This window comes from Marivirga sericea (assembly GCF_900177665.1).
GTDB classification, from domain to species: domain Bacteria; phylum Bacteroidota; class Bacteroidia; order Cytophagales; family Cyclobacteriaceae; genus Marivirga; species Marivirga sericea.
The window spans coordinates 496,331-521,984 of the sequence record NZ_FXAW01000001.1 but is presented as its reverse complement, the minus strand read 5'-3'; the positions used below and the strand labels follow the sequence as shown (position 1 = coordinate 521,984).

At 35.5% G+C, this 25,654-nt stretch carries 19 protein-coding genes, 1 tRNA gene and 1 pseudogene; 8 read left to right on the top strand and 13 right to left on the bottom strand.

Annotated elements, in window-relative coordinates; genetic code table 11:
- Positions 1–356: 356 nt before the first annotated feature.
- The 12 genes and pseudogenes from B9Y84_RS20910 to B9Y84_RS01985 form a co-directional block, all read right to left on the bottom strand.
- Entirely contained in the window at positions 357–584 is a 228-nt protein-coding gene (locus B9Y84_RS20910; protein WP_262494117.1) for an RHS repeat-associated core domain-containing protein, read from the bottom strand.
- Positions 585–600: 16 nt separating this feature from the next.
- On the bottom strand, positions 601–978 hold the full coding sequence (locus B9Y84_RS02035; RefSeq protein ID WP_139827921.1) for a hypothetical protein: 378 nt from the start codon (positions 976–978) through the stop codon (positions 601–603).
- Positions 979–1,104: 126 nt separating this feature from the next.
- The gene (locus B9Y84_RS02030; protein WP_085515426.1) at positions 1,105–1,509 is read right to left on the bottom strand and encodes a hypothetical protein; all 405 of its coding nucleotides are present in this window, start codon (positions 1,507–1,509) and stop codon (positions 1,105–1,107) included.
- 126 nt (positions 1,510–1,635) lie between these two features.
- Complete coding sequence (locus tag B9Y84_RS02025; protein ID WP_085515425.1) at positions 1,636–2,469, bottom strand: RHS repeat-associated core domain-containing protein; 834 nt, start codon at positions 2,467–2,469, stop codon at positions 1,636–1,638.
- Positions 2,470–2,509: 40 nt separating this feature from the next.
- Positions 2,510–2,896, bottom strand: a complete 387-nt coding sequence (locus B9Y84_RS02020) for a hypothetical protein (protein WP_085515424.1) — start codon at positions 2,894–2,896, stop codon at positions 2,510–2,512.
- Positions 2,893–3,762 (bottom strand): annotated as a pseudogene (locus B9Y84_RS02015) (RHS repeat-associated core domain-containing protein); the annotation flags it as partial. The gene B9Y84_RS02020 and the pseudogene B9Y84_RS02015, both read right to left, overlap by 4 nt.
- Positions 3,763–4,184: 422 nt before the next feature.
- Positions 4,185–7,205, bottom strand: a complete 3,021-nt coding sequence (locus tag B9Y84_RS02010) for a T9SS type A sorting domain-containing protein (RefSeq protein WP_085515422.1) — start codon at positions 7,203–7,205, stop codon at positions 4,185–4,187.
- 489 nt (positions 7,206–7,694) lie between these two features.
- Positions 7,695–8,951, bottom strand: a complete 1,257-nt coding sequence (locus B9Y84_RS02005) for a metallophosphoesterase (protein ID WP_085515421.1) — start codon at positions 8,949–8,951, stop codon at positions 7,695–7,697.
- Between the two features lie 80 nt (positions 8,952–9,031).
- Complete coding sequence (locus B9Y84_RS02000) at positions 9,032–12,436, bottom strand: efflux RND transporter permease subunit (protein WP_085515420.1); 3,405 nt, start codon at positions 12,434–12,436, stop codon at positions 9,032–9,034.
- Between the two features lie 18 nt (positions 12,437–12,454).
- Positions 12,455–13,591, bottom strand: coding sequence for an efflux RND transporter periplasmic adaptor subunit (locus B9Y84_RS01995; RefSeq protein ID WP_176223683.1), 1,137 nt, complete (start codon positions 13,589–13,591; stop codon positions 12,455–12,457).
- A 28-nt stretch (positions 13,592–13,619) separates the two neighbouring features.
- The gene (locus B9Y84_RS01990) at positions 13,620–14,972 is read right to left on the bottom strand and encodes a TolC family protein (protein WP_176223682.1); all 1,353 of its coding nucleotides are present in this window, start codon (positions 14,970–14,972) and stop codon (positions 13,620–13,622) included.
- On the bottom strand, positions 14,965–15,579 hold the full coding sequence (locus B9Y84_RS01985; RefSeq protein ID WP_085515417.1) for a TetR/AcrR family transcriptional regulator: 615 nt from the start codon (positions 15,577–15,579) through the stop codon (positions 14,965–14,967). Before B9Y84_RS01985 ends, B9Y84_RS01990 begins: the two co-directional genes overlap by 8 nt.
- 219 nt (positions 15,580–15,798) lie before the next feature.
- Between B9Y84_RS01985 and B9Y84_RS01980 the strand changes: the two genes are divergently transcribed.
- The 8 genes from B9Y84_RS01980 to B9Y84_RS01945 all read left to right on the top strand — a co-directional run bounded on the left by B9Y84_RS01980 (position 15,799) and on the right by B9Y84_RS01945 (position 24,529).
- Complete coding sequence (locus B9Y84_RS01980; RefSeq protein ID WP_085515416.1) at positions 15,799–16,602, top strand: alpha/beta fold hydrolase; 804 nt, start codon at positions 15,799–15,801, stop codon at positions 16,600–16,602.
- 202 nt (positions 16,603–16,804) lie between these two features.
- Entirely contained in the window at positions 16,805–20,494 is a 3,690-nt protein-coding gene (gene purL, locus B9Y84_RS01975; RefSeq protein WP_085515415.1) for a phosphoribosylformylglycinamidine synthase, read from the top strand.
- A gap of 68 nt (positions 20,495–20,562) precedes the next feature.
- On the top strand, positions 20,563–21,120 hold the full coding sequence (locus B9Y84_RS01970) for a DUF4136 domain-containing protein (RefSeq protein WP_085515414.1): 558 nt from the start codon (positions 20,563–20,565) through the stop codon (positions 21,118–21,120).
- A 78-nt stretch (positions 21,121–21,198) separates the two neighbouring features.
- Positions 21,199–21,271, top strand: a tRNA-Gln gene (locus B9Y84_RS01965).
- 63 nt (positions 21,272–21,334) lie between these two features.
- Positions 21,335–22,261, top strand: a complete 927-nt coding sequence (locus B9Y84_RS01960) for a ribose-phosphate pyrophosphokinase (protein WP_085515413.1) — start codon at positions 21,335–21,337, stop codon at positions 22,259–22,261.
- A 33-nt stretch (positions 22,262–22,294) separates the two neighbouring features.
- Positions 22,295–22,942: a 50S ribosomal protein L25/general stress protein Ctc gene (locus B9Y84_RS01955; protein ID WP_085515412.1), complete on the top strand. Its 648-nt coding sequence runs from the start codon at positions 22,295–22,297 to the stop codon at positions 22,940–22,942.
- Between the two features lie 149 nt (positions 22,943–23,091).
- Positions 23,092–23,823 carry a 23S rRNA pseudouridine(2604) synthase RluF gene (rluF, locus tag B9Y84_RS01950; RefSeq protein WP_085515411.1) on the top strand — a complete coding sequence of 244 codons (732 nt, stop codon included), beginning with the start codon at positions 23,092–23,094 and terminating at the stop codon, positions 23,821–23,823.
- Positions 23,813–24,529 carry an alpha/beta hydrolase gene (locus B9Y84_RS01945; RefSeq protein WP_085515410.1) on the top strand — a complete coding sequence of 239 codons (717 nt, stop codon included), beginning with the start codon at positions 23,813–23,815 and terminating at the stop codon, positions 24,527–24,529. Before rluF ends, B9Y84_RS01945 begins: the two co-directional genes overlap by 11 nt.
- A 32-nt stretch (positions 24,530–24,561) precedes the next feature.
- Here B9Y84_RS01945 and B9Y84_RS01940 read toward each other — a convergent pair whose 3' ends face one another.
- A complete protein-coding gene (locus tag B9Y84_RS01940; RefSeq protein WP_176223681.1) occupies positions 24,562–25,653 on the bottom strand; it encodes an MraY family glycosyltransferase in 1,092 nt (363 codons plus the stop codon).
- Position 25,654: the final 1 nt, after the last annotated feature.

Genomic DNA, 25,654 nt, shown 5'->3' with positions numbered 1-25,654 from the left:
ATTTTTATATCATTGGTTAATTGAAAAACTAATTTACCCAATACCCTTTTATTTGATACCTGTAACCAAACTTGGTACAATCTTTATTCTATAAGCGTTATTGAAGCTTTGCGAACGGACTGGAACTATTGAAAAATAGGAATCCTTCCTTTAAATGATAATTGCGAAGCTAGATATAGTTATTTCTAAAGTAAAGATGGCATAGTAAAGCATAAATTCTGGTCTCCACTAAATTTGTTTTGGCTATCGGATCATCATTCTGAATCGGATTATTCAACCTTCAGTGTAATTTATTCTACACAATCTTTCCCCACCTGTTCAACCCAATCATCATAGCTTTCGTAACGATTTTTACATTACATTACATTACGAGATGCATCAAAAACATTCTGCACCGAGCCCTTAGCCCCCATATCCACTCCATAAATTTCGGTCATAACATTGGGGTCGGTATAGGCCATGGGATTGTTGAGCCCATATTTGTAGGGCGTCATGTCCGGGTATTTCTCAGCCATCGGATCCACATTAAACCACCTGCCCAAGTCGGCTTGGTACATCCTTGCGCCAAAATCAAGCCAGCCCAAATCCAATTGAGCAAACCTATTCTTTACCAGTAAAATCTAAATCAAGGTTTAATTCCTTTAACCTATTGAAAAAAGTTAATGAATCCATTGGCTCTACTGTATCTCCATTTTTACTTTTATCTATGACCCAGTATTGGTTTGGTTTAACTTTTTTGCTGTAAGGATCATCTACCTGAGATTTTGCAATAATGTAATTATCGTTGAAATCATACGCTAAAACAACTGGTGGAACAATATTAACCCCTCCACCTTGATATTCAGGGGTTTTGTAATAAATAATTACCTGAGGGTAATCTTGAATATATCTATATTTCTCACCTAAATCAATGCTATCATCCATTCTGCTGAATACGCACGAACTGGAAATTAATATCAACCATATTATTTTTTTCATAATCCAATTAGATCATCCAATAGTGGTCTATTTATCCTTAATGTGAAATTAACCTAAATATGATTGAACTTGTCATAAGTTTATGACTTTTTTGATTTCCAAGACTACAAAAACGGATTCTATTAATTAAATATTCTCTGGACTTTTCAAGTCTAAATTAACTCCAAACTTTGCCTTATCATTTTGAAAATCAATATGATTTGAATATTTAAAAACAGAGTTTTTATTATTTGATTTATTGATAAACTTCTTTTTATCTACAAGCCAAAACTGATCTCCATCTTTTGTTTTTGTCTTTGCAATTATATAATCCTCATTATAATTGATCAACTCAATATCGGAAGGAATAACTTGAATTCCAGAATTACATTCAAATAGCCCCTTTGAAGTGCAGAATAGAACTATAAAACTATTCCTACTTTCTTGATAATAATAAAAATCATCACCAAGACTTTCATCGGTTGTGCTCCCACAACTACACAAAAAGCAGAAAAATGAGATTACCAGATACTCTTTATAAAATTTTAACATTTTAAATTACCAATTTAGTTTACCAACTCCATATACAGAAACTGGAACACCATGGCTATCATTTAATCCATTTATAGATCTATCGATTCTAATCATTCTATCTCTAACCCAGCTGCCTCCAGTATTCTAATCGTACGCATTCCACTTACCATTTATTACTCGTACTTCCCTAGTTTTCTTATTTATCAATTGAATTCTTGTCCTACCTAAAGCGTAAGTAGTGGCTCGAACTGTAGCATCATTTGTATACGTATTAAAGACTCTGAATAAATTAATATTTTTAATATCGCCATTCCCAGAAAATTCAGATGTAGATAATGTGCCAAAATCCATTTTTGATGCATCTAAGTAAAGTTTATCATTAGCAGTGGCATTTTTAAATTCATCGTCATTAGCATTAGCTCTTAAGTTTGGGTGAGATTTTGCCCATGCTCTTCCCTCACTTGGAGTCACTACCCCATCATAATCAGGTCTATCTTTTAGACCATCATAATGATTCACCAGCTTCGATCCTGCCTCTGTACTATTTAAACCTTCAGCACCTTTGTTCTTTGTTAAAGCATCTTGGTGAGACATTCCTTGTGTAAAATTATCTTTATCCATCACAATAGCTTTACCTTGTAATCCTTCATTATCTGTTCCTAAAAATTCACCGGCAGTATCATAAATAGGGGCATCCAATGCTCCATCAGGGTCAATTCTTATCATCGGATTATTCTGCACGTAATTATATGGAGATAACCAATCACGGTCCTCTGCCATTGGGTCCACTTTAAACCACCTGCCTAAATCCGCTTGGTACATCCTTGCGCCAAAATCAAGCCAGCCAAAATCCAAATCTGTGATGGATGCCTTACCGTTGTAGGTATAGTGCTGTTTCTTGCTCAACTCCCTTTGGTAGCTGTAGTGCTGCGACATGCCGAAGAGGTAATAGCTTTCTCCGAAATCGAATAGCTTCATTATTTCTGTTTTGACTGCTACTTAGTAATAAAAGTATTCATTATATCATTCCAAGATTATGATCAAGTATCCCCAAAACCACAGGAAAAAGTAATGATATTAACAGATACATTCCTATTAACCACCCATTCCTTATTTTCTTCTTTTCTTCTTCATCTTTCCACTGCTCATCAAAGCTTTCAATCTGAAATTTGTGTTCATATCTGTACCAATTAAATACCCCAAGCACTATCAGCAATGGTAAAAATCCATATTTGGAAGGAATTGGAAAACTATATATCAGTTCCATTATAAATATAATATCGACTATAGTAAGGAATTGCATTAAAGATAACAACATCCAACCTGTTGTTTCAGGAACATTGTCTTTTCGTGACAAAAAGAAACCGTAAATCCTGTAGTAAATATAATTAGATAGCTCCATCATCTTCCTGACTTTTTATCAATCGGAATAAACCCAATACCTCCTGGGCTTGGAATCCAATAATAATTGTTAATATGTTCTCCAATTGTCTGACCTGTTACCCCATATGTAACCAAATTCCCTATAAAATATGTGCCTGAAATAGCTGCTCCAGGAGCTCCAAAAAATCCTATAACACCAAATGTGGCATCAAGACTATTACTTAAATTGATACCATTCATTCGCATATTAATTACAGTAAATCCAAGCCCTACTACGCCTAATCCTCTACCTAATTTAGTGCCAATTTTAACTTGTTTTGCCCATGACTTTGAACTTGTAAATTTAGGTTTAGAACTATTAGTTGCAATTGATGTAGCTCCTGCCCAGATGGCGCCTTCTGCTGATGCTAGATTAAGCCAATCAAATTCTGACAAATCTTGTCCCAGAACTAATGAAGAACCCTCGCTGGTTACATCATCTCCTTTACCAACCCCAACCCTGTCCTTGGCACTTGGGACAACATCCAAATAAGATAGGGCACCTTCTGGCATCAAATCAGGTTCTTGCTCCATTCCATTAGGGCAAGGCTGTTGTCCAGCCCCTCCACAACCTCCTTTATTTTTCTTCTCCTCTTCCCCACCACTAGATCTAGATACAAAAACATTCTGCACCGAACCCGTAGCCCCCAGATCCATGTCCACTCCATAAACTTCCGTCATACCTGTAGGGTCAGTATAGGCCATGGGATTATTGAGCCAGTATTTGTAGGGCGTCATGTCATGGTATTTCTCTGCCATCGGATCCACATTAAACCACCTGCCTAAGTCTGCCTGGCACATCCTTGCGCCAAAATCAAGCCAGCCCAAATCCAGATCCGTGATGGATTCCTTGCCGTTGTAGGTTTAGCGCTGCTTCTTGCTCAACTCCCTTTGGTAGCTGTAGTGCTGCGACATGCCAACAGTCATCCTACTTAAAACTTCGAGCGCAAAAAGGTAATAGCTTTTTCTTCCTGAATGACGGCTGAATGTTTATGTTCTATGCTTATATCGTCAAAAAATAGGCAAACTAAAATTCCAATAAAGCAGAAAACAATTTTATGAAAACTATTAGAATAACAGTCCTAAAAAAACTGCCATCATTAACTTCCAACTTATTTAATTCCCAGGCATAAATTCATAATTTTCAAGATATTATTTTCATACACCTCTTAGCTGATTTGATACCAGAAGCGCATTTAAGATTCACGATTAGGATAGCGGGACAGATAAAGCTGATTCCATGGCAACCCTAGAAATAGCTGGATAAAATCTTATCTTTTTACAAATTTATACAGCTTGCTATTAGCAACAAAAATGTAAATACCATCGGCTAAGCTACTAATATTCAATACCTCTGGAATAGAGGTGCCAACCATTATCATTTGACCGTCAGCAGTAAAAATTGTATAGGCTGTTTCCTCAATAATACCCTCAAAATATAAATTATCGGCAACTGGATTTGGGTAAACCCTAATTCCTTCCAACTCTGTCAAATTACTCAAAACAGGTTCAACGGCATTAACCAACAGTTCCAAATTATAGCTTCTTTCTTCATAGTCATTTTCTACAGAAATCTCTATTGCAACATCTCCGTGAAAGCCATTTAAAGACTCTATTTTCAAAATATTTGCCTCAAAAATCAATTCGACATCAGCTGTGTCAGCTAAAGCAGTGTAGGTGTTAATTCCATCATCAAAAACATATTCTGTCAAATCCAACCTAGTAGAACCATCTTCATCTATCTCTATTTTAGGTAAATCTTGTAGCAAATAAATAGAAGAGTCTGTTGCGAAGCTTAATGAAAAATTACTATCTGTATATTGTATTAAAGTATTATTAGGCGAATTACTATTGTAAGGAAAGGCAAATAATTTATAATTTGAGCTTGCCTTTAAACCAGTTATTTCAAACGAATTATCATTTCCTGAATACACGACAAATGCACCATCAAGTTCGCTGCCATTCCCAAATGAAGTATTGGCTGCATAAAATAAATTATCTCCAGGCAATTCATTTAAAGTACTACTGCTGTCTTCCTTTAAAAATACTATGTAGCCTGAAGCAGTTAAATCAGATTGGGCAACAGTTGTGTTTCCGTATCCAATTTCTTGAATATCCAAACTAAAATTATCGAATGTGGGTTTGGAAACAGAATTATTATAGTGTATAAATGTATTTCCAAAAGTAATATCTGCAGATAGGAAATCTACTTTACCATCTTCATTTATATCATCAAATAATCTTAAAACTTGACCAAGATTATCAATTTCAACTGATACCAATTCAAAAGTTCCTTCTTTATTCTCAAATATTTCTTGGCCAAGATAGGTGAATGCTCCAACAAGAATATCATTGTCTCCATCATTATCTAAATCAAGTATATCTATATTTACAGCCTGAAAAACATCTAATTCAAATTCATGGGTAAGCATAAAGCCAGCCTGCCCATCATTCAAATAAACTTGTAAATGCTCCGCTCCGCTATTTATATCTTCTGTGGTAATTAATAAATCATTATGGCCATCAAAATCATAATCAAAGATTTTGATAGCATTAATATTTTGCGCAACGTCAATATTTGATTCTGCAAATATCCCAAATCCATCATTCACCAAAACTGAAATATTTTGAGATTGGAAATTTGCAGTTACAATATCTTCTGACTCATCGCCAGTTAAATCTCCTATATCAATTGCTTTAATTCCACTGCCATTTTGGATCGTTATTACGTTGTCAGGATTATTATAATCATTAATATTTCCTGAATTGGGATCGATCATGACTATTTCTTCATTAAATGATCTAAAAGTTACATATTCTAAATTATCATCACTATTTAAATCAGTTTCGAAAATCACATCACCATTGGGTATAAATTTCCATTGAATAGGTTCTTCAAACTCTCTATTTCCCAACCCTGTCATTAAGTATAAAACAGAATTCCCAGCAGAAACATTTGGCTCGTAATAAATGATGTCCAATTTACCATCTTGATCTACATCAAAAACATTCAACTTATCGCTATCTCTTTGGATGGGATATTTCATTGGTTCTCCTGTTAGGTTGTTTTTATAATCATAGGTTATATTCATGGAGCCAGATTTTGCAATAGCTACTAAATCATCAGTTCCATCATTATCCATATCAAAGGATGATAGAGCATTAACTTCTTCGTAAAACTCTCCACTGAAAATCTCATTTATTTCTTGATTTGGGTCAAGGTATATCAAATCATACACTCCTGCATAATAATTTAAAATATCGATGAAACCATCTTGATTAAAATCATCAAAAAGGAGATTGGCAATAAATCTAATTCCAGTAGTCCCTATAAGTTCAAATTGATTGAAATTACCATTTTCATTTTTAAGATAACGTAATCGATCTTGAGCATCTTTAAATACTATATCTAAAGTATTATTTTGATCAATATCTATTAATTGTGGGGACCTTAAATTAAATATCGTTTGAGATTCAGTAAGATTGTTTTCAATAAATTCACCATTATTGTAAGTCAAACTGAATATATTATCCTGTTTTCTATAAATAAAATCAGTGAAGCCATTTAAATTGATATCTCCGTAAGAAATTGTATTTGGAGTAAAATCGGTTATAGCAGAATACACAAGATCAACTTCTTGGCTTTGTGATACGTCATAGATATGAAAACTATTTGTTCCAGCACCGATTATCTCTAATTCATCATCATTATCGTAATCAATAGCCTCAATTCCATTAACAGACTCTTGCTGGAATTCCATATCAAAACCTTCAATTCCATTTTCCCAATTACTCACATACCCAAATGTTTCGCTAGTAGAATAAAAGAATTCGAAAGAGTCATCTTGATTGTAATCAATAAATTTTGTGTAAAAGAGCGAAGGTATTTCCTGCCTAAAATCCTCAACAAAGCCATCTTCCGAACCTTTTACAAATATAACATACGGTAAGAAAGAAGTTGGATTTTCAAAGGTTACAATAGCAAAATCTAAAAACCCATCATCATTATAATCAACAAAATTGGAGAAATTTCTAATGTTTACATTCTCAACTTCAAAAATCAAACTTTTATTAGCCGTTGAATTATCTTCAAAACCAACAATGGAATATATCCTATCGTCTAATAGATAGACCAAATCCTTAACCCCATTACCATCAACATCTACTAAGACGGCATCGGTTAATCCTTCTGTATTGAATCGCACCGTATCGGCAGACTGGAAACTTATTTGAGCAAATAATTGAATCGAAAGGAAAAAAGAACCGATTAAAAGAAGGAGGATTTTTTTCATTTTGGCTGAAATTTTTATTTAATAATAAACGTAATAATTAGTATCACCAAGTTTAAATTTCAAAAAGTATATAATATCTTTATTTAATATAAAAAATATAAATACAGTGCAATTATCTCCCGTTCCAAATACATAATATCTTTGACTTATTTCTCGCTTACTAAATACATTAAAAGCTGCTAAAGTGTAGATCCAAGTTACTATCTATATTTTTAGCCAGAAGCACCTTGAGCATTTATTTTTCTGATCTACCCCAAGGAGCAAATGCTGCTAGCATGGTGCTTCTTTGAAACCAAAACTCTTCTACAATAAAATCTATTTTTAACTCCGGTATGGCTTACAGATTGAAATGAAGTATCAGACGGAATAAATGAAACTAATCTCTTAAAACGAGAGGTAGCAAATTCTCTGTGGTTGAAATTATTAACTGCAAAAGTGTATCAAAATTCGAACAAGTCATGAATACAGAGATGTATGAATTATAATAGATCAACTCTGTCTCAACTCCAAAATGGTAATCTCTGGCGGTATACCTATCCTTCCGGGATATCCTAAATAACCGTAGCCCCTATTGACATATAAGTTTTGATTGTCTTCTTGGTAAAGACCAGCCCACTGCTTGTAGACGTACTGCGAAGGACTCCATTTGAAGCCAGGGATTTCTACTCCAAACTGAAAGCCATGGGTGTGGCCCGCTAGCATTAAGTCAATGTCTTGATAGTCCTTTCTGATTTGAGCATCCCAATGGCTTGGATCGTGGGAAAGTAATATTTTAGCTGGTAAATCTGCAGTTCCAGCATAAGCCTTGCTTATATCACCATATTTTGCAAATCTCCCAGCTCCCCAATTTTCTACCCCAAGAATGGCTAGTGGCTCATTATCAACTTCCAATACACGGTGTTCATCCAATAGTATATTCCATCCCATGACACCATGAGCATCAATCACATTTTGTAAATTTTGTTTTTTGGCTTTTTCACTAGGCCAATTTTTATAATCTCCGTAATCATGATTACCCAGTATTGAATACACTCCCAAATCTGCCTTTAAATTGGAAAAAATAGGAATATAATTCTCCACTTCATTCGCTTCATTATTGACTAAATCTCCTGTAAAAAAGATCAAATCAGGCTTTTCAGCTAAAAGCATATCTACTCCGCCTTCCACTGCGACTTTATTCCAAAAACTGCCGCTATGGATATCGGAGACTTGTGCAACCTTTACTCCGTGCCACGCTTTGGGAAGATTCGGTATTACAATTGATTTCCTTCGGATTCTGTAATCATGGGCTCCCGATATAATCCCAAAACTCATGGCGGCCAATGGTAAACTTCCTGCAACCAATGCTGACTTGGCAAAAAAAGCTGATCGAGTGATTTTTTGTCCTTCAATATCACTCTTTGAATTATTTAAAAGATCAGTAATCTTGTAAAAACTCCATTGCCCAAATCTGACGACATCTCCTATGAGCAAAACAAGTAGCGCAATGGTTTTAGAGATGTAATTCATAAATACGATCACTAGCATAAACTGCCTTGCCACTCTAGAAAACAAATCAGGATTTGTAAAATGATAAAGGAAAAAGCCTAGAAGCGTAATGGCCGTAAAGCCCCAATAGATGCCAAAAACAATGTTTTTTCCTAAAGGAGAAAAATTTTGTACAGCTATTTTCACTGCTTGAAAGACATATAGATCAATCAAAATGAAAATTACAGCAGCTAGCGGTATGAGAATGATTTTGGACATGAGTAGGAGTTGGAAGTTAGAAGTTTAGAAGCTAGAAGTTGGGAGCGGAAACTTCAAGCTTCCTACTCCCAACTTCTAACTTATCTCCCTATCCCAAATTTAGCATTTAATTGATTCGCAATAAGATACATAACCGGTACGATTACCAATGTTAAGAAAGTTGCAAATGACAAACCAAATATAATGGTCCAACAAATTGGCTCCCAGAACATAACTGAATCTCCACCTAAGTAGAAATCAGGATCATAGCTCGTAAACAACTGGATAAAATCAAAATTGAATCCAATGGCAAGCGGTATCAAACCTAAGATAGTCGTGATCGCAGTTAACAATACAGGTCGTAAACGTGTCTTTCCTGCTAGCATCACGGCATCTTTCACCATTTCATATGTCATACTCTCACCTTCCTTAAGATTCAGTTTGGTGTTAGATTTACTTATTTCAATAAAGTCAATCAACACAATTGCATTATTCACCACTATCCCTGCCAAAGAAATAATACCAATCATGGTCATTACAATCACAAAATCCATTTGGAAAGCAACCAATCCTAAAAATACACCGATAGTACTGAATATAACAGAACTCATAATAATGAAAGGCGCAGTCAACCTATTAAACTGTGCCACAATAATTAAGAAGATTAAGAACACCGCTAATAGTAAAGCAATACTTAAGAATTCTAACTCTTCAGCTTGCTCTTCTTGCTCACCAGTAAATTTTACTTCATATCCTGCAGGCACTTCGAATTCTTTCATCGCTGCCTTTAATTGGTTATTAACATTAGTGGCATTGTAACCATCTAAAATGTTAGAATATACTGTTACCACTCTATCCAACTCTTTTCTGTTAATAGAACCATAAGTACTGGTATATTCTACATCTGCTACAGAGCTAATGGGCACCTGATTAACTTTTCCTGAAGACTGATCTCTATAAGTAATCTTCTTATTAATCAAGGCTTCTATATCATATCTATATTCATCAGAATATCTTAGCTGAATCTCATAATCGTCCTCTCCTTCTTTGTATTTAGATATCTCTTTTCCGAAGAGTCCCGTTCTGATTTCATTGGCAATCACTGCAGTACTTAATCCAAATCTTCTAGCACTTTCACGATCAATATTTACCGTTAATTCCGGCTTTCCGGTTTCTAAATCATCTTTGAGGTCTTCTATTCCACCAATAGCTTGATCTTTTATAAAAACTTTCAAATCCTCTGTAATCTGAGTTAATTGATCAAAGTCTTCACCGCTGATTTCAATATTCAACGGCTTTCCTGTTGGAGGTCCTGCCTGATCTTTATCTACCGTAATTGAAACTCCCGCATATTTATCCGAGACGGCATCCCTTATTTCATTCATTACTTTTGAGGTAGAAATTCCCTCTCTATACTTGAATTCCACAAAGTTTACAGTAATTCGAGCTTTATTTGGAGTGTCTGATTGCCCCATAGCGGTAGGGTCACTAGGATCACTTGCTCCTCGGCCTACATTGGCTACTACAGACTCTACTATATCAGTGTAGGGTGCAATGACTTCTTTCACCTCTTTTTCTACTTCTTTAGTAAAATCATTAGTATGCTCAACATCTGTTCCTATAGGAAATTCTACAAATACATTCACATATTTCGGCTCATTTTCAGGAAAAAACAGAACGCTAGGTGTGAATGCTCCTAACAACATCACCGAGCCAATTAATGCCACAACTGTTCCACCCAAAAAGAAATAAGGATTCCTGCCTCGAATTGCAAATTTCAAAGTTCTCGAATACAGTCTTTCCACTGCAGGCAAAAAGCTCTTTTGGAATTTCCTCGAAAGAGGCGTCAAAATATAGGTATTGAGTAATCCCAATGCACCAAATAAAATTGCTAAATTTCCGATCGCATAAACTTTGAATACAATGAAAAGTGCTCCAATTGCAAAAGAAATTCCTGCAATTCTCCAAACCCTTTTGTAATTAAGCTTCCCTCCTTCATCTATTCGCATGAAAGACGCGATGAATACCGGATTAATTACTAAAGCTACAAATAGTGAGGACCCTAAAGTAATAATCAGCGTGATTGGCAAATACTTCATGAACTCTCCGATGAGACCTGGCCAAAAAGCCAAAGGCAAGAATGCTGCTAAAGTGGTTGCTGTAGAAGAAATAATAGGAAGCGCTACTTCTCCAACACCTATTTTAGTAGCTTTTATTGGAGAATACCCCTCTTCCATTAATCGATATACGTTCTCCACTACTACAATCCCATTATCGACTAACATCCCTAGTGCCATAATCAGAGAGAAAAGCACAATCATATTAATTGTAATGCCTAAGGCTCCTAAAATCATAAATGCCATAAACATCGACATCGGAATAGCAATCCCTACAAACAAGGCATTACGTGTACCTAGGAAGAATAAAAGTACCAATACTACAAGGATTACTCCGGAGATAATATTATTCTCCAAACTGCTTACCTGATCACGCGTTTGCTGTGACTGATCGTTAGTAATGGTTACTACTAAATCCTCAGGAAAAACATTCTTTTTAGCATCTTCCACTACTTCGAAAATCTTATCTGTTAAGATTAGCAAGTTTTCTCCACTTCTCTTCACAGCATCTACCATTACTACGGCCTCATTATTAAGGCGAGCAAAACTTTGCTTTTCCTTATAATCAAACTCGATCTCAGCAATGTCCTTTAAATAAACAATATTGGCTTTTTCATTTTTAACAATTAAGTTTTCCAAAGCCTCCGGATTTTCATATTCACCAGAAATCGCTACAGTCCTTCTGATATCACCCATTTTAATATTACCACCGGACATGGTCATATTTTCCTGCTGCACGGCTGTTTCTATATCGTTGAAGCTGACCTTACGAGCTTCCATTTCCAAAGGATCCACCATAATTCGAACCTCTTTTTCATCAACGCCTCTTATCTCCGCTTTAGACATCTCAGGAAATTTCTCCATCTCCTCTTCTAAATATTCAGCATAAGAATTAAGGGTTTCTACACTATAATTCCCCGAAAGATTAATATTCATGATCGGGAATTCCGACACGTTCAATTCGAATACATTCGGATCATCCTGTAGATCAGACGGTAATTCAGATTTAGCCTGATCCACTTTATCCCTCACCTCCTGCAAGGCTTCATCAACATCAGTATCGGTTGTGAACTCAATTATTATCGTAGAAAAATCCTGAACTGAGGTAGATCGAATATTGTCCACCGAGGATATAGTATTTATTTCCTTTTCCAACGGACGGGTAATTAATTTTTCCATATCCGCAGGAGAGTTTCCTGGATGTGGAGTACCTACATATATGGTAGGTTGTGCTATTTCTGGAAAGTTCTCTTTAGGTAGATTAATATATGAATATATCCCTAAAGCAATAATCAGAAAAGCTATTACATAAACTGTAGTTCGGTTATTCACCGACAAGGAAGTTAAACCAAACTCCTTTTCTACTTTCTTTTTATTTTGATCGCTCATAAATATCCTATTTCAAAATTATTTTGCTAAACGAACTGCAATACCGTTTACAGCTTCTCTATATCCTTGAGAAATAATCACGTCACCTGCCTCAATACCTTTCAAAATTTCAGTTTTTCCGTTGAAGGTCTTCCCTCTTTCAATTCTTACCTTCTCAGCTTTCTTTTGATTGTCCTTTGTCTTTACTAAGTAGATAAAATCACCCACATTATCTTGTTGCACTACTTCTGAAGGAACAACAATTGCATTTTCGTTCTCATAATCAACAAGTGTCAAACGAGCAAATTGATTAGGTTTCAAGTTTTCTAAAAACTCATTGACCTTCACTTCTAACTGAAAGGTTCTATTAGCTGGATTAATGACATAACTCACCGAGCTAACCACCGTAGAAAATGACTTTTTGATTGACGGTAAATACACCTCAACTGAATCACCTTGACTGAAATCATTGATGTACTCTTCGGAAACAGCTGCTTTCAAATACATCTCTTCTTGACTCACCATGCTCAATACTGGCATTCCCGGCTGCACCATCTCTCCCATATTTACGTTGACATCATTGATCCTTCCATTAAAAGGTGCCTTTAGGTAGGCCATATTAAGTTGCGACTGGGCAGTAGCTAATTGTCTTTCTAAAGTCTCCTTCCTGTTTTTAGCTTCCAGATATTGAACCTCTGTTCCTATCTCCTGCTCCCACAGATTTTTTTGCTTTTTGTAGATAGTGCTAGCTAAATCTAAGGCAGTTTTCAATTCTTTGATGCTATTTTCAGTTGTAGAAGCATCCATTTTTACTAAGAGTTGATTACGCTTCACCATGTCTCCAGGTGTTACATTAATTTGCATTACCCTACCCATGGTTTCAGCACCCATCGTTATATTTTTACGAGAGGCTACTTCTCCTTGAACTTGAATCTTATGTTTAAAATCAGACTTAGCTATCGTTGCAGACTTAATTAATACCGACTGCTCTGTCTTTTTTGCAAATTCGGGATCCATCTTAGCAATTTTCTCTTCTAATTCTGCTGCTTCAATCGTTTTCTCTTGAATATCCTTCTCTATACTTTCCAGCTTTGATTTCAGTTTTGCTACATCTGAATCTCCTCCGCAAGCGCTCATTAAAACAGCTAGCGATATCATTAAAACTAAATTTCTCATTTTTATAAATCTTATCATTTTTATCTAATCAATACAATATACCTAATGCTTTCTCTAATTCTATTTTAGCTATCACAGCATCATAAAGAGAACTGTAATAATTTGTTTCTGCTTCTTTTTTTGCGGTTTCAGCATCTAATAATTCACGACTGCTTGCTAAGCCATTTTTATATTTAGTTTCTATCTGTTCGTAAACAGATAAAGCTAACTCCATATTCTGCTTTTGCACGTCCATACTTTCTTTGGCAGATGTCAGATCATCTTTTGCTCTTTTGATTTCCATATCAATGGAGCTTTTCAATTGTTCCTTTTGTATTTCAATTTGCTCAATCTGAATTCTGTTTTTCTCCATTTTACTTGATCGATTCAATCCAGTAAATAAATCCCACTGAAGACTCACGCCAATAGCTCCAAAACTTAACCAATTATTACTGAACTCAAATAATTCACTGGCACCATTTACTCCAGAGTTCCATCCATAATTAAAATTTGCGTATAGCTTAGGGAGATGGGTGGCTTTGTTATTTCTCAAATCCAAATTTGCCAAGTCTTGGTTGACTTGTAGTATAGAATATTCACTTCTTTCTCTGTAATTGAAATTTTCTGATTTATTCATGTATTCCTCCGCCTCTAATGTGAGGTTTGATATACTGCCTGAAAGCTCTAAAGGTGAGTTGATGGGCATCCCCATTTGAAATTTTAACATGTCCTTCGAAACATCAAAACTCCTTTTGGCCTTATTGTTTTCCGTTTGAATATTATTATAATTTACATTGATTCTGTCAACATCAATTTTCTCTGCAAATCCATTTTCATATAAGGCTTTCGTTTCATTGAGCACTCGTTCTAACTGCTCCTGATTAGCATTTAATAATTTCAGACGTTCCTCGGTAATCAACACCAAGTAGTAAGCCTTTGTAATAGCTTCTACTGTTTGCACTTCCGATTGATTCGATTCCTTCTGCCTTAATTCCCTTAAAGTTTTTGCTGCTTGGAGACCAACAAAGTAAGAACCATCAAAAAGCAGTTGCGATATAGAAAAAGCGGCATTTCCATCATATTCAGGACTAAATTGCACTGGTGTAAAACCAGGCTCAGGATTGCCCAAAATCTCGTTTGGTAGAAATGCCTTTTGAACTTCGTAATTATAATTTAATCCAGTCTGAAACTTCACTTGTGGAAGGCCCATCGATCGCGTTTCACCAACTTGAGTTTCTGCTATATTTTCCTGTAATCGGGTTGATTTCAAATTACGATTGTTGTCTAATGCGTAATTCACGCATTCTTCCAAACTCATTGGTTTGCTCATTTCCTCTTGCGCTATTGCGCCTAAAGGCATAAAAGCAAACAAGACACAAAAAATTCTGATTTTGTTAAGCATCGTGCTCTTCATTTAAATATTGATTATATTTTTCTTTTCCTTTTTTTGTTAACAGACCATGAATAAAATGGTCGAATAATTGTTCATGTATTTCCTTGAAATCAAATTTATCTCTCGGAAAAATATCATTATTAAAAGCCAACTGGACTTGTTCGATTCTTTGAATGATTAATATTTCCGGATTGATCTCTTTTCTAAAGTATCCTGATTTGATTCCGTTCTCTAAAATGATTTTCATGCGTTCCCTCATAAAGGTGTTTTTAAAATCTAAAAACCTTTTATACGCTTTAGGGAAATAGCGCTGTAAATCATATAAGACAGTTGGATTAATGGCTTCTACCTGCATTTTCATACATTTTGAAATGCGATACATAGCTTCAATTGAATCCTTACTATTATCTAATACTTTCTCTATTTCCGATCTGTGATCAGAAAAATGTTCATGCACTGATTTATAAACAATACTGTTTTTATCACTGAAGAATTGATAAATCGTTTTTTTGCTTACGCCAACCTTTCTGGCTATATCATCCATAGTAATGGATTTCAAGCCAAATTGCATAAACAAGTTTTTTGCTCCCTCTAATATGTTTTTCTCTGTACTCAAATTATTATATTGCGATTTACACTTAGGAAACTTGAAGCTGTTTGAAAGTTTCCTCGGTTTCCAACGGGCAAAGATAGTCTTTGTTCATAATTTTTCAGAATATTTGAAAATATTTTACAAATTACTGGATTATAGATAGTTGCAGGTATTCAAAACGAGCGCTGTTTATGATTTAAAATTTTGTTAATACTTATTATTATGATTAAATCAATTGCATAGATGCCGCTTGACCATATAACATTTGGGGAAAATATTTTACACTATTCCGTTAAAGGACGTGGGGCTACCCCACTTTTAGCATTTCACGGCTTTGGTCAATCTAAAGAAGTCTATGACCCATTTGATGAATTGCTAGGTGATGAATATACGGTTTATGCCTTTGATATTTATTATCACGGTAAAAGTGAATGGAAAGACAGGAATCAAGCCTTAGAAAAACAAGATTGGGAAGAAATACTAACATCATTTCTTAAAAAACATCACATTGAAAACTTTGCGGTCGTGGGTTACAGCATGGGTGGAAAATTTGCACTAGCAAGTTTAGAATTATTCCCGAGAAGGATTAAAGAATTTAAATTAATTGCTCCAGACGGAATTAAAACGTCATTATGGTACAGCTTGGCTACCTACCCCACCTCATTTCGAAAATTCTTCAGAGCAATGATAGTGAGACCTAAATATTTTTACCAAATTTTAAAGACCACCAAAAAACTAGGAATAGTAGACAAAAGCTTATTAAAATTCGCCAACACACAGATGAATACTCGCGAAAAAAGACGGAGAGTATATCTGACTTGGGTTGTATTCCGACATCTTAAATTTGATTTGAAATTGATTGCTTTCCTGATCAATCAAAATAAAATTCCCATGAAGATGTTCACTGGTAAATACGACAAAATCATTACTGCGGAAAATATGATGGATCTATTAAAACATGTGAAAGAATATGAACATGTAATACTGGAAGCAGGACATAATACATTGATTGCTGATACTGCTAAGCATCTTGCCCCAGCCCCTTAATCCCCAAGGGATAACTGGGCAGAATCAATTATTGAAATATAGCGGTAATAATTTGAAATAAATCTTCATGAATTTAAAGATAGAGCAAAATTATCTTGATTCTTGGCTCTTGGTTCTAGATTCTAGGTTCTTGGTTCTAGGTTAAATAATGGATAATTTCTAACTTTGCGACTTTATTAATTCCACCTACATAAAACACATTATGCTAAGCTTTTTTCAGGGTAACAATCATCAAATATACGCCTTAGGACATCAAAATTCATTTTCAGAAACTGACACAGAAAAACTCCTTTGGCTTTTAGATGCAAAAAAGAGCATCCCTTCTTCTGAATTGACTAGTATTTATGTAGGACCTCGGAAAGAAATGGTAAGTCCATGGAGTACAAATGCCGTAGAAATTACCCAAACAATGGGGCTGCAGGGCATCTTCAGAATTGAAATGTTTGAAGCTATTGAGAAGCTCTCCGATCTCATCGATCCAATGCTGCAAGCCAAATATCAAGGATTAAATGAAGATATTTTTACTATTGATAAGGAACCGGATTCCATTGAATTAATAGATGATATTGCTCAATACAATGAAAAAGAAGGATTAGCACTTAGCGGTGAGGAAATTGAATATTTAGAACAGGTAAGCAGAGACTTAGCCCGCCCACTGACTGACAGTGAGGTTTTCGGATTCTCTCAAGTCAATTCAGAACATTGTAGACATAAGATCTTCAATGGAACTTTCGTAATTGATGGTAAAGAAATGCCTCATACACTGTTTCAGATGATTAAAAGAACATCTAAAGAAAATCCCAATAGAATTGTATCTGCATATAAGGATAATGTAGCTTATGTAGAAGGACCTGAAGTAGAGCAATTCTCTTCTCCAAACCCTGAGAAAGCAGATTATTTCCAAAAAAAGAAGTTCAAATCCGTAATTTCTTTGAAAGCAGAAACCCACAACTTTCCAACAACAGTTGAGCCTTTCTACGGTGCCGCTACTGGCTCAGGTGGAGAAATCCGAGATAGAATGGCAGGCGGAAAAGCAGGAATCCCTTTAGCTGGAACTGCTGTTTATATGACTTCTTACTCACGGCTAAAAGGGAACCGACCTTGGGAAAATCATATGGAGGAAAGGCCGTGGTTATATCAAAGCCCGGTAGATATCTTGATCAAAGCTTCCAATGGTGCTTCAGATTTTGGAAACAAATTCGGCCAGCCCTTAATTTCAGGTTCAGTCTTAACCTTTGAACATGAGCATGCCGGTAAGAAATATGGCTATGACAAAGTAATCATGCAGGCTGGAGGAATTGGTTACGGAGTTGCGGATCAAAGTAAAAAGGACGTTCCACAAAAAGGTGATAAAATTGTGGTGATGGGTGGCGATAACTACCGCATAGGAATGGGTGGAAGCGCAGTTTCTTCTGTGGATACAGGCTCATTTGCAAATCAGATTGAATTAAATGCTGTACAGCGAGCCAACCCAGAAATGCAGAAAAGAGTGGCCAATGCTATTCGTGCTATGGCTGAATCATCTGAAAACCCTATCGTATCTATTCATGACCATGGAGCTGGGGGCCACTTGAATTGCCTCTCTGAATTAGTGGAAGATACAGGTGGAAAAATTGATTTAAGAAAACTTCCTGTTGGTGATCGTACGCTATCTGCCAAAGAAATCGTAGGCAATGAGTCTCAAGAAAGAATGGGATTGGTGATTAAACAAAAGGATATAGCCAAACTTGAAAAAGTATCCTTACGTGAAAGGGCACCATTCTATGTAGTAGGAGAAATCACTGGAGATCACCACTTCAGTTTTGAAGATAATAAAGGTGGTAAAAACCCTGTTGACTGGCCTTTGGCTTCTATGTTCGGTAGCGCGCCTAAAACCATTTTAGCTGATCAAAAACAAACTATAAAGTTCACCTCTTTGCAGTATGAGCGAAAAGAAATCGAAAACGCTGTTAAAGATGTACTAAAATTGGAGTCTGTTGCCTGCAAGGACTGGTTGACCAATAAAGTGGATAGGTGCGTGACCGGAAAAGTAGCCAAACAACAAAGCACAGGTCCAATCCAATTACCTCTGAATGATGTAGCTGTTATGGCTTTAGATTTCAAGGGCGAAAAAGGGATTGCAACTTCTATTGGTCATGCACCGATCAGTGCCCTAATTGACCCTAAAGCAGGTTCTGAACTATCCATTGCAGAAGCATTAACCAATATTGTATTCGCTCCTATTCAGGATGGCTTAAAAGGCATTTCCTTAAGTGCAAACTGGATGTGGCCTGCTAAAAATGAAGGGGAAAATGCTAGATTATACGAAGCTGTAGAAGCTATAAGCGATTTTGCTGTGGGATTGGGTATTAACATCCCCACAGGAAAAGATTCGCTTTCCATGGTACAAAAATATCCTTCAGGCGAAAAAGTATATGCGCCTGGTACTGTAATAATTTCTGCAGCAGGAGAAGTTTCAGATATCAAAAAAACGCTAGAAACTGCTTTAGTCCCCCAAGATAAGACCCAATTGGTTTATATCAATATGGGTAAAGGAAGCTTTGAATTAGGCGGTTCAGCTTTTGCTCAAACGAAAGCTTCCTTGGGAGAAAAAACAGTAGAAATAAAATCAGCTGAGCATTTTAAGATAGCATTTGATGCAGTTCAAAAACTAATAAAAGCAGACAAAGTATTATCAGGCCACGATATAGGTTCAGGAGGATTAATTACATCCATCCTAGAAATTACTTTCCCCCATCAAAATTTAGGTCTCGAATTGAATTTCAATTCGTTCGCAGAAAAAGACCTTACGAGATTGCTATTTAGTGAACAACCGGGTTTATTACTACAAATTGAAAACGAAGCAATAATTCAGGAACTCAAGCAAGCAGGAATCGATATAACCTTATTGGGAAATGTTGTCACCTCAAACAAAATCGAAATCAAAAATGAGGAACAACATTTAAGTTTGGATATTCCTTCTTTAAGAGATGAATGGTATGAAACCTCTTACTTGCTAGATGAAAAGCAAAGTGGCAAGGACTTAGCAAAATCTAGATTCGAAAATTACAAAAAACAAGCCTTAGCATATGATTTTCCTAAGCAATTTAAAGGCACTTTCGAATCTTTAGGTTTAAATCCTAATAGAAATACTAAAAGTGGTATTAAAGCTGCCATTATTCGTGAGAAGGGAGTGAATAGTGAGCGTGAGATGGCCTATATGATGTATATGGCTGGCTTTGACGTGAAAGATATTCACATGACGGATTTAATGAGCGGAGCTGAAGATTTGTCTGATGTAAACTTTATCGTATTTACAGGAGGCTTTTCCAATTCCGATGTACTCGGCTCTGCTAAAGGATGGGCTGGAGCATTTAAATATAATGAAAATGCCAAAAAGGCACTAGAAAACTTCTACAAAAGGGAAGATACTTTAAGTATGGGAGTTTGTAATGGCTGTCAATTAATGGTTGCATTAGATTTAATTTATCCAGACCATAAAGACAAAATTAAAATGGCTCATAATGATTCTCATAAGTTTGAATGTTCTTTTGTGAATGTGGATGTTCAAGAGAATAATTCAGTGATGTTGAGCAACCTTCAAAATAGCAAATTAGGGATTTGGGTAGCACACGGTGAAGGTAAATTTGAAATGCCACTAGAAGAGTCAGAGTACGATATCCCAGTAAAATACAGTTTTGACCAGTATCCTGGAAATCCTAATGGATCTGATTACCAAACCGCTGCAATTTGTTCGAAAGACGGTAGACATTTAGCCATTATGCCACATTTGGAACGAAGTATTTTTCCATGGAATTGGGCAAACTATCCAACTGATTCAAAATCTGATGAAATCTCTCCATGGGTAGAAGCTTTGGTAAATGCCAGAAAATGGGTTGAAAAAGTATTGTGATAAGACCTTCTATTAAAATATTGTGTCATGTAAAAACAGAATTAAGATATTATTGTTAAATTAACAATATGAAAAGAATATCTCAATTGCTACTACTTACTTTAATTCTGTCAAACGGATGTTTTATAACCAAGGAATACCCAGTGGAATATGATTATAATTTTTTGGGAGACTTTAACAACTACAATTCTTTCGCTTTTTTCGTTACTGCGAGCACAATACCCGATTCTCAAAACGAACTGGTGAAGGCCACTATAATTAATCATTTGGAATTATTAGGTTATGATTATCAAGAGGATAACCCAAGCTTTTATGTGAACTATTTGTACTATACCGATTCCTTAAGATATCGCGGATACGATCAGCCAAAAATGGATGATTTTATTTTGTTTAGAAATAAAAGCGATAAAGAAAAAGAGAAGTATGAAAATAAAAACTTAGATATCAATAATGGTACTTTAGTCATCAATTTTACAGAAGCCTCAAGTAACTCTATGATTTGGCAGGGATATACGACTGACTTATATGCTGAAAATATATTTGACGATCCACGTAAAGTACGAGTTGCGGTCTTAAGCATTTTAAACAACTATGCCTATTTGCCTGAAGATTCAAAAAATAATTAATATTTTTTCTACTCTTTGTTTGCAAATAATAAATCCGTTTTTACCTTTGTATTCCCTTAGCAATAAGGCAAACAAAACTGCCCGATGGTGTAACTGGCAACACGTCTGTTTTTGGTACAGAAGAGTCTAGGTTCGAGCCCTAGTCGGGCAACTAAATCCCGTCCATAGCAACATAGGACGGGATATTTTATTTTAAGCGCAAAAAATAAAAACCATGTCCTCTGTCAAAATTTTTTCCGGTTCCGCTTCAAAATATCTTTCTGAAAGAATAGCTGCAAGCTATGGGAAACCTTTAGGAGATGTTGAATTGCAAAAATTCAGCGATGGTGAACTTTCTCCCTATTTTACAGAATCAATCAGAGGACATCATGTATTTTTAATTCAATCGACCTTTCCTCCTGCAGACAACATCATGGAATTACTTTTGATGATTGACGCAGCTAGGAGAGCAAGTGCATACAAAGTTACATTAGTGGTTCCTTATTTCGGTTATGCTAGGCAAGATAGAAAAGACAAACCACGAGTTGCTATTGGGGCAAAAATGTTAGCTAACATCTTTGAAGCAGCAGGTGCAGACAGAATCGTTACCTGTGATTTACATGCCGGTCAAATCCAAGGTTTCTTTAATATTCCTGTTGATCACATGGATGCTTCAGCTATTTTTGTTCCTTATCTACAGGAAAGTATAACTCCTGACACAATTTTTGCTTCCCCAGATGTTGGCGGAACAGCAAGAGCAAGAAAATATGCTAAGCATTTTCAACTCGACATGGTCGTTTGTGACAAGCAAAGGAAAAAAGCCAATGAGATTGATTCCATGCAAGTCATAGGAGATGTAGAAGGTAAAGATGTTATTATTTTCGATGACTTAGTGGATACCGCAGGAACCTTATGTAAAGCCGCTGATATGCTAAAAGACAAAGGGGCAAAATCAGTAAGAGCTATCATAACTCATCCTGTTCTTTCAGGGAAAGCATATGAAAATATAGCCAATTCAACTTTGGATGAATTAATTACAACAGATACTTTACCATTAAAAGAAAAATCTGATAAGATTAAAGTGCTTTCGGTAGCTGATATGTTTGCCAAAGCAATAAGAAAAATTCACGACAATGAATCTATCAGTTCATTGTTTATTTAAGATAGTAATTATTCACTTTAACAAATATATATTATGAAAACTGTTGAGATTATAGGGTATAAAAGAGCAAATCTTGGCAAAAAAGAGGCGAAAAGATTAAGAGCGGAAGCAATGGTTCCTGCCGTATTGTACGGTGGTGACGAGCAAATCCACTTTTATGCGCCAATGATTCTTTTTCGCCCGCTAGTATTTACCTCTGAAGCACACTTCGTTAACATCAATATTGAAGGCGATGAGTACCAAGCTATTTTGCAAGATGTATCTTTCCATCCAGTAAGTGAAATCATCCTTCATGCTGATTTCTTAGAACTTCACAAAGGAAAGAATATTAAAATGGAAATTCCAGTTCATTTGGAAGGAACTGCACCAGGTGTCACCAAAGGGGGTACTTTAATTCACAAAAGAAGAACACTTCTCGTAAAAGCTTTACCTAAAAATATGCCTGAGCATATTACGTTGGACATTAGCGCACTTGATTTTGGTAAATCAATTAAAGTAGAGTCTGTATCTGTTGAAAATTGTGAGATATTAGACACACCACAAGCTTCAATTGCTGTTGTCGAAATCCCAAGAGCACTAAGAGGAAAAGCAACTGATGATGAAGAAGAAACCGAGGGAGAAGAACGAGCTGAAGCAGAAGGAGCAGAAGCACCAGAAGAAGGAGGAGAAGCAGAAAGTTAATTCTTCCTTATACTAAATTTTTATTAAAATCCTGTTCATGAAAATGGCCAGGATTTTTTTGTTTCCAAACTTAGAATATTTCAATCGATATTTTAATAACTTTGACATATAGATACATACAAGCTATTGCATTTTAAACTACCGGATTATTGGATACAAAATTGAAAAGAATCAACAAATTTCTAAGTGAAGCCGGCTATTGCTCCAGAAGAGCAGCTGATAAATTAATCGAGGAAGGGGCTGTTACTATTAATGGGGAAATCCCTGAAATGGGAACAAAAGTAGCTGCACAAGACGAAGTCAGGGTTCATGGAGAGTTGATAACGGAACCAAAATCTGATTTTATCTATCTCGCTTTTAACAAACCTAGAGGCATAGTATGCACTACAGATACACGAAGGGAAAAAGATAACATTATTGACTTCATTAATTACCCGGAAAGGATTTTTCCAATTGGACGATTAGATAAATATAGTGAAGGCTTAATATTTCTTACTAATGATGGAGATATCGTGAATAAGATCTTGAGAGCCCGAAATAATCATGAAAAGGAATATATTGTTCATTTAAATAAACCTATCAAAGGAGATTTTATTGAAAAAATGGGAAACGGAGTTCCTATTTTAGATACTGTTACTAAGAAATGTTTTGTTGAGCAAATAGGCAAAAGCTCCTTTAAAATCATTCTAACGCAAGGTCTAAACCGTCAAATTAGAAGAATGTGCGAATATTTCGATTATAAAGTAGCAGGTTTGAAGCGAATTAGAATCATGAATGTCAATTTAGATACTGACAAAGGAAAATGGAGGCATTTAAGCGAAGTAGAACTAACAGGAATCAGTGAGCTGGTGAATAATTCGTCTAAAACCCATGACAATTAAACGCATTTTGATACTAGCGGTTTTTGGCATAGGTATTCAAAGCTTCTCATTTTCCCAAAGTCTCCCCGTTATCTATCTATTTCCTGGACAAGGTTCAGATGAGCGATTATTTGATAGCTTAAAATTCGAAAATCATACTAAGATAGTTCATATCAAATATCCTATTCCTGAAAAAGGAAGTTCTGTGAAAGATTATGCCCATAGAATTTCTAGTCAGATAGATACCTCTCGTCAGTACATCTTTATTGGCGTGTCCTTAGGAGGAATGATAATTTCAGAGCTGAATGATTTTCTAAGCCCTCAACAATCCTTCATCATTTCAAGTGCTAAGACACGATCAGAGCTTCCATTCAGATACAGATTTCAAAAAGTAATTCCTATATACAGAATAGTCCCTCCTAAATTAATGTTGGCAGGTGCCAAACTGCTCCAACCTATTGTAGAACCAGATAGGAACAGCAACAAAACCACGTTTAAAAGTATGCTGGCAGCCAAAGATCCTATATACATGAAAAGGACAGTGGCAATGATTATCAACTGGGACAGAAAAACTGCAAAAGAAAATATTATCCATATCCATGGCACTAAAGATCATACGATTCCATTAAGAAATGTAAATCCTACTCATGTTATCGTTGAAGGATCGCACATGATGACCTTGACCAAGCCCTCTCCTATTAATGAAATTATAGTTAAATACTTGTAGAAGGAATTCGCGAAAACAAAAAAAGCAGGTAATTAAGTTTTATTCTCCATCTCTCTAATTCTAACTTTCCACATTGAAATCTTTAAATTAAAGTTCAAGAGCATTACGAAAACAGTGAATGACACTATCAGTGCAATGAGAAAAGCGTTAATGCTGAGGTAGTTGATTAGAATTATTGAAATGGAAATCATCAGAAAGCTGTAGCCGATAATAATTGCTGAAGCTTTCACCGGCTTCACTCCAGCTTCCACCATCAAATGATGAAAATGACTCCGGTCCGCTCTAAAAGGACTTCTACCTTTATTAATTCTGAATATATATACACGAATTGAATCTATCATAGGAATCGATAATGCAACGATCACCAATGCAAAGTATAAATTGCTTTCTAAGACAGTACCACTATTTAAAAGAGATATTGCAGCTAAAACTATTGTAAAACCCAAAAACAATGAGCCAGCATCACCTAAGAATATTTTCGATATCTTAGGACCTACATTGAATTTAAAAAAAACAATTAATGCAGTGCACAGGCTTATCAGCAGCAAAATTTCCGTATAATTACCTAGAATTAAGTTTAATATTAAAAATAATGAAAGGGTCAAAAAAGCAAATCCAGATGCTAAACCGTCTACCCCATCCATTAAATTAAATGCATTTATAAAACCTGTAATCCCAAGGACGGTAATCAGTAGCTGTGCTACAAAAGAGATTTCATAGAACCCCAAAATTCCATTTAAAGATTCAACTCTTATTCCATTATAAAAGGCAAATAAAGCTAAACTAAGCTGAAAAAGTAGCTTTATTACTGCTCTTACATCAAACCTGTCATCTAACAAGCCCATGAGCAATATTAATCCACCAGCAAAGAAATAATTTTGAAAAAACGCCCACTCTTCGCCAATATTACTGATAAGAAAATTGGTGATAAACACGGATAAAAAAATAAGTATTCCACCTACTAAAGGTATTGCACCAATATGCAACTTCCTCTCATTTGGATTATCAACTAGACCAATTCTATTGGCAACAACCATTGCAGGTCGTTTAAGCAATAAAAATATAATCAGTGGAAATATAACCGAGAAAAAATAGGGGGCCAGGGCAGTAAGGATTGCATTCATA

What these genes read in the sequence shown, in the direction of transcription:
- B9Y84_RS01960 (WP_085515413.1), top strand. Translation starts at nt 21,335, where the DNA reads ATGTCCTCTGTCAAAATTTTTTCCGGTTCCGCTTCAAAATATCTTTCT.
- B9Y84_RS02005 (WP_085515421.1), bottom strand. Translation starts at nt 8,951, where the DNA reads ATGTCCAAAATCATTCTCATACCGCTAGCTGCTGTAATTTTCATTTTG.
- B9Y84_RS01990 (WP_176223682.1), bottom strand. Translation starts at nt 14,972, where the DNA reads ATGCTTAACAAAATCAGAATTTTTTGTGTCTTGTTTGCTTTTATGCCT.
- B9Y84_RS02035 (WP_139827921.1), bottom strand. Translation starts at nt 978, where the DNA reads ATGAAAAAAATAATATGGTTGATATTAATTTCCAGTTCGTGCGTATTC.
- B9Y84_RS01940 (WP_176223681.1), bottom strand. Translation starts at nt 25,653, where the DNA reads ATGAATGCAATCCTTACTGCCCTGGCCCCCTATTTTTTCTCGGTTATA.
- purL (WP_085515415.1), top strand. Translation starts at nt 16,805, where the DNA reads ATGCTAAGCTTTTTTCAGGGTAACAATCATCAAATATACGCCTTAGGA.
- B9Y84_RS01970 (WP_085515414.1), top strand. Translation starts at nt 20,563, where the DNA reads ATGAAAAGAATATCTCAATTGCTACTACTTACTTTAATTCTGTCAAAC.
- B9Y84_RS01945 (WP_085515410.1), top strand. Translation starts at nt 23,813, where the DNA reads ATGACAATTAAACGCATTTTGATACTAGCGGTTTTTGGCATAGGTATT.
- B9Y84_RS01955 (WP_085515412.1), top strand. Translation starts at nt 22,295, where the DNA reads ATGAAAACTGTTGAGATTATAGGGTATAAAAGAGCAAATCTTGGCAAA.
- B9Y84_RS02010 (WP_085515422.1), bottom strand. Translation starts at nt 7,205, where the DNA reads ATGAAAAAAATCCTCCTTCTTTTAATCGGTTCTTTTTTCCTTTCGATT.
- B9Y84_RS02025 (WP_085515425.1), bottom strand. Translation starts at nt 2,469, where the DNA reads ATGAAGCTATTCGATTTCGGAGAAAGCTATTACCTCTTCGGCATGTCG.
- B9Y84_RS02030 (WP_085515426.1), bottom strand. Translation starts at nt 1,509, where the DNA reads ATGTTAAAATTTTATAAAGAGTATCTGGTAATCTCATTTTTCTGCTTT.
- B9Y84_RS01995 (WP_176223683.1), bottom strand. Translation starts at nt 13,591, where the DNA reads ATGAGAAATTTAGTTTTAATGATATCGCTAGCTGTTTTAATGAGCGCT.
- B9Y84_RS01980 (WP_085515416.1), top strand. Translation starts at nt 15,799, where the DNA reads ATGCCGCTTGACCATATAACATTTGGGGAAAATATTTTACACTATTCC.
- B9Y84_RS02000 (WP_085515420.1), bottom strand. Translation starts at nt 12,436, where the DNA reads ATGAGCGATCAAAATAAAAAGAAAGTAGAAAAGGAGTTTGGTTTAACT.
- B9Y84_RS02020 (WP_085515424.1), bottom strand. Translation starts at nt 2,896, where the DNA reads ATGATGGAGCTATCTAATTATATTTACTACAGGATTTACGGTTTCTTT.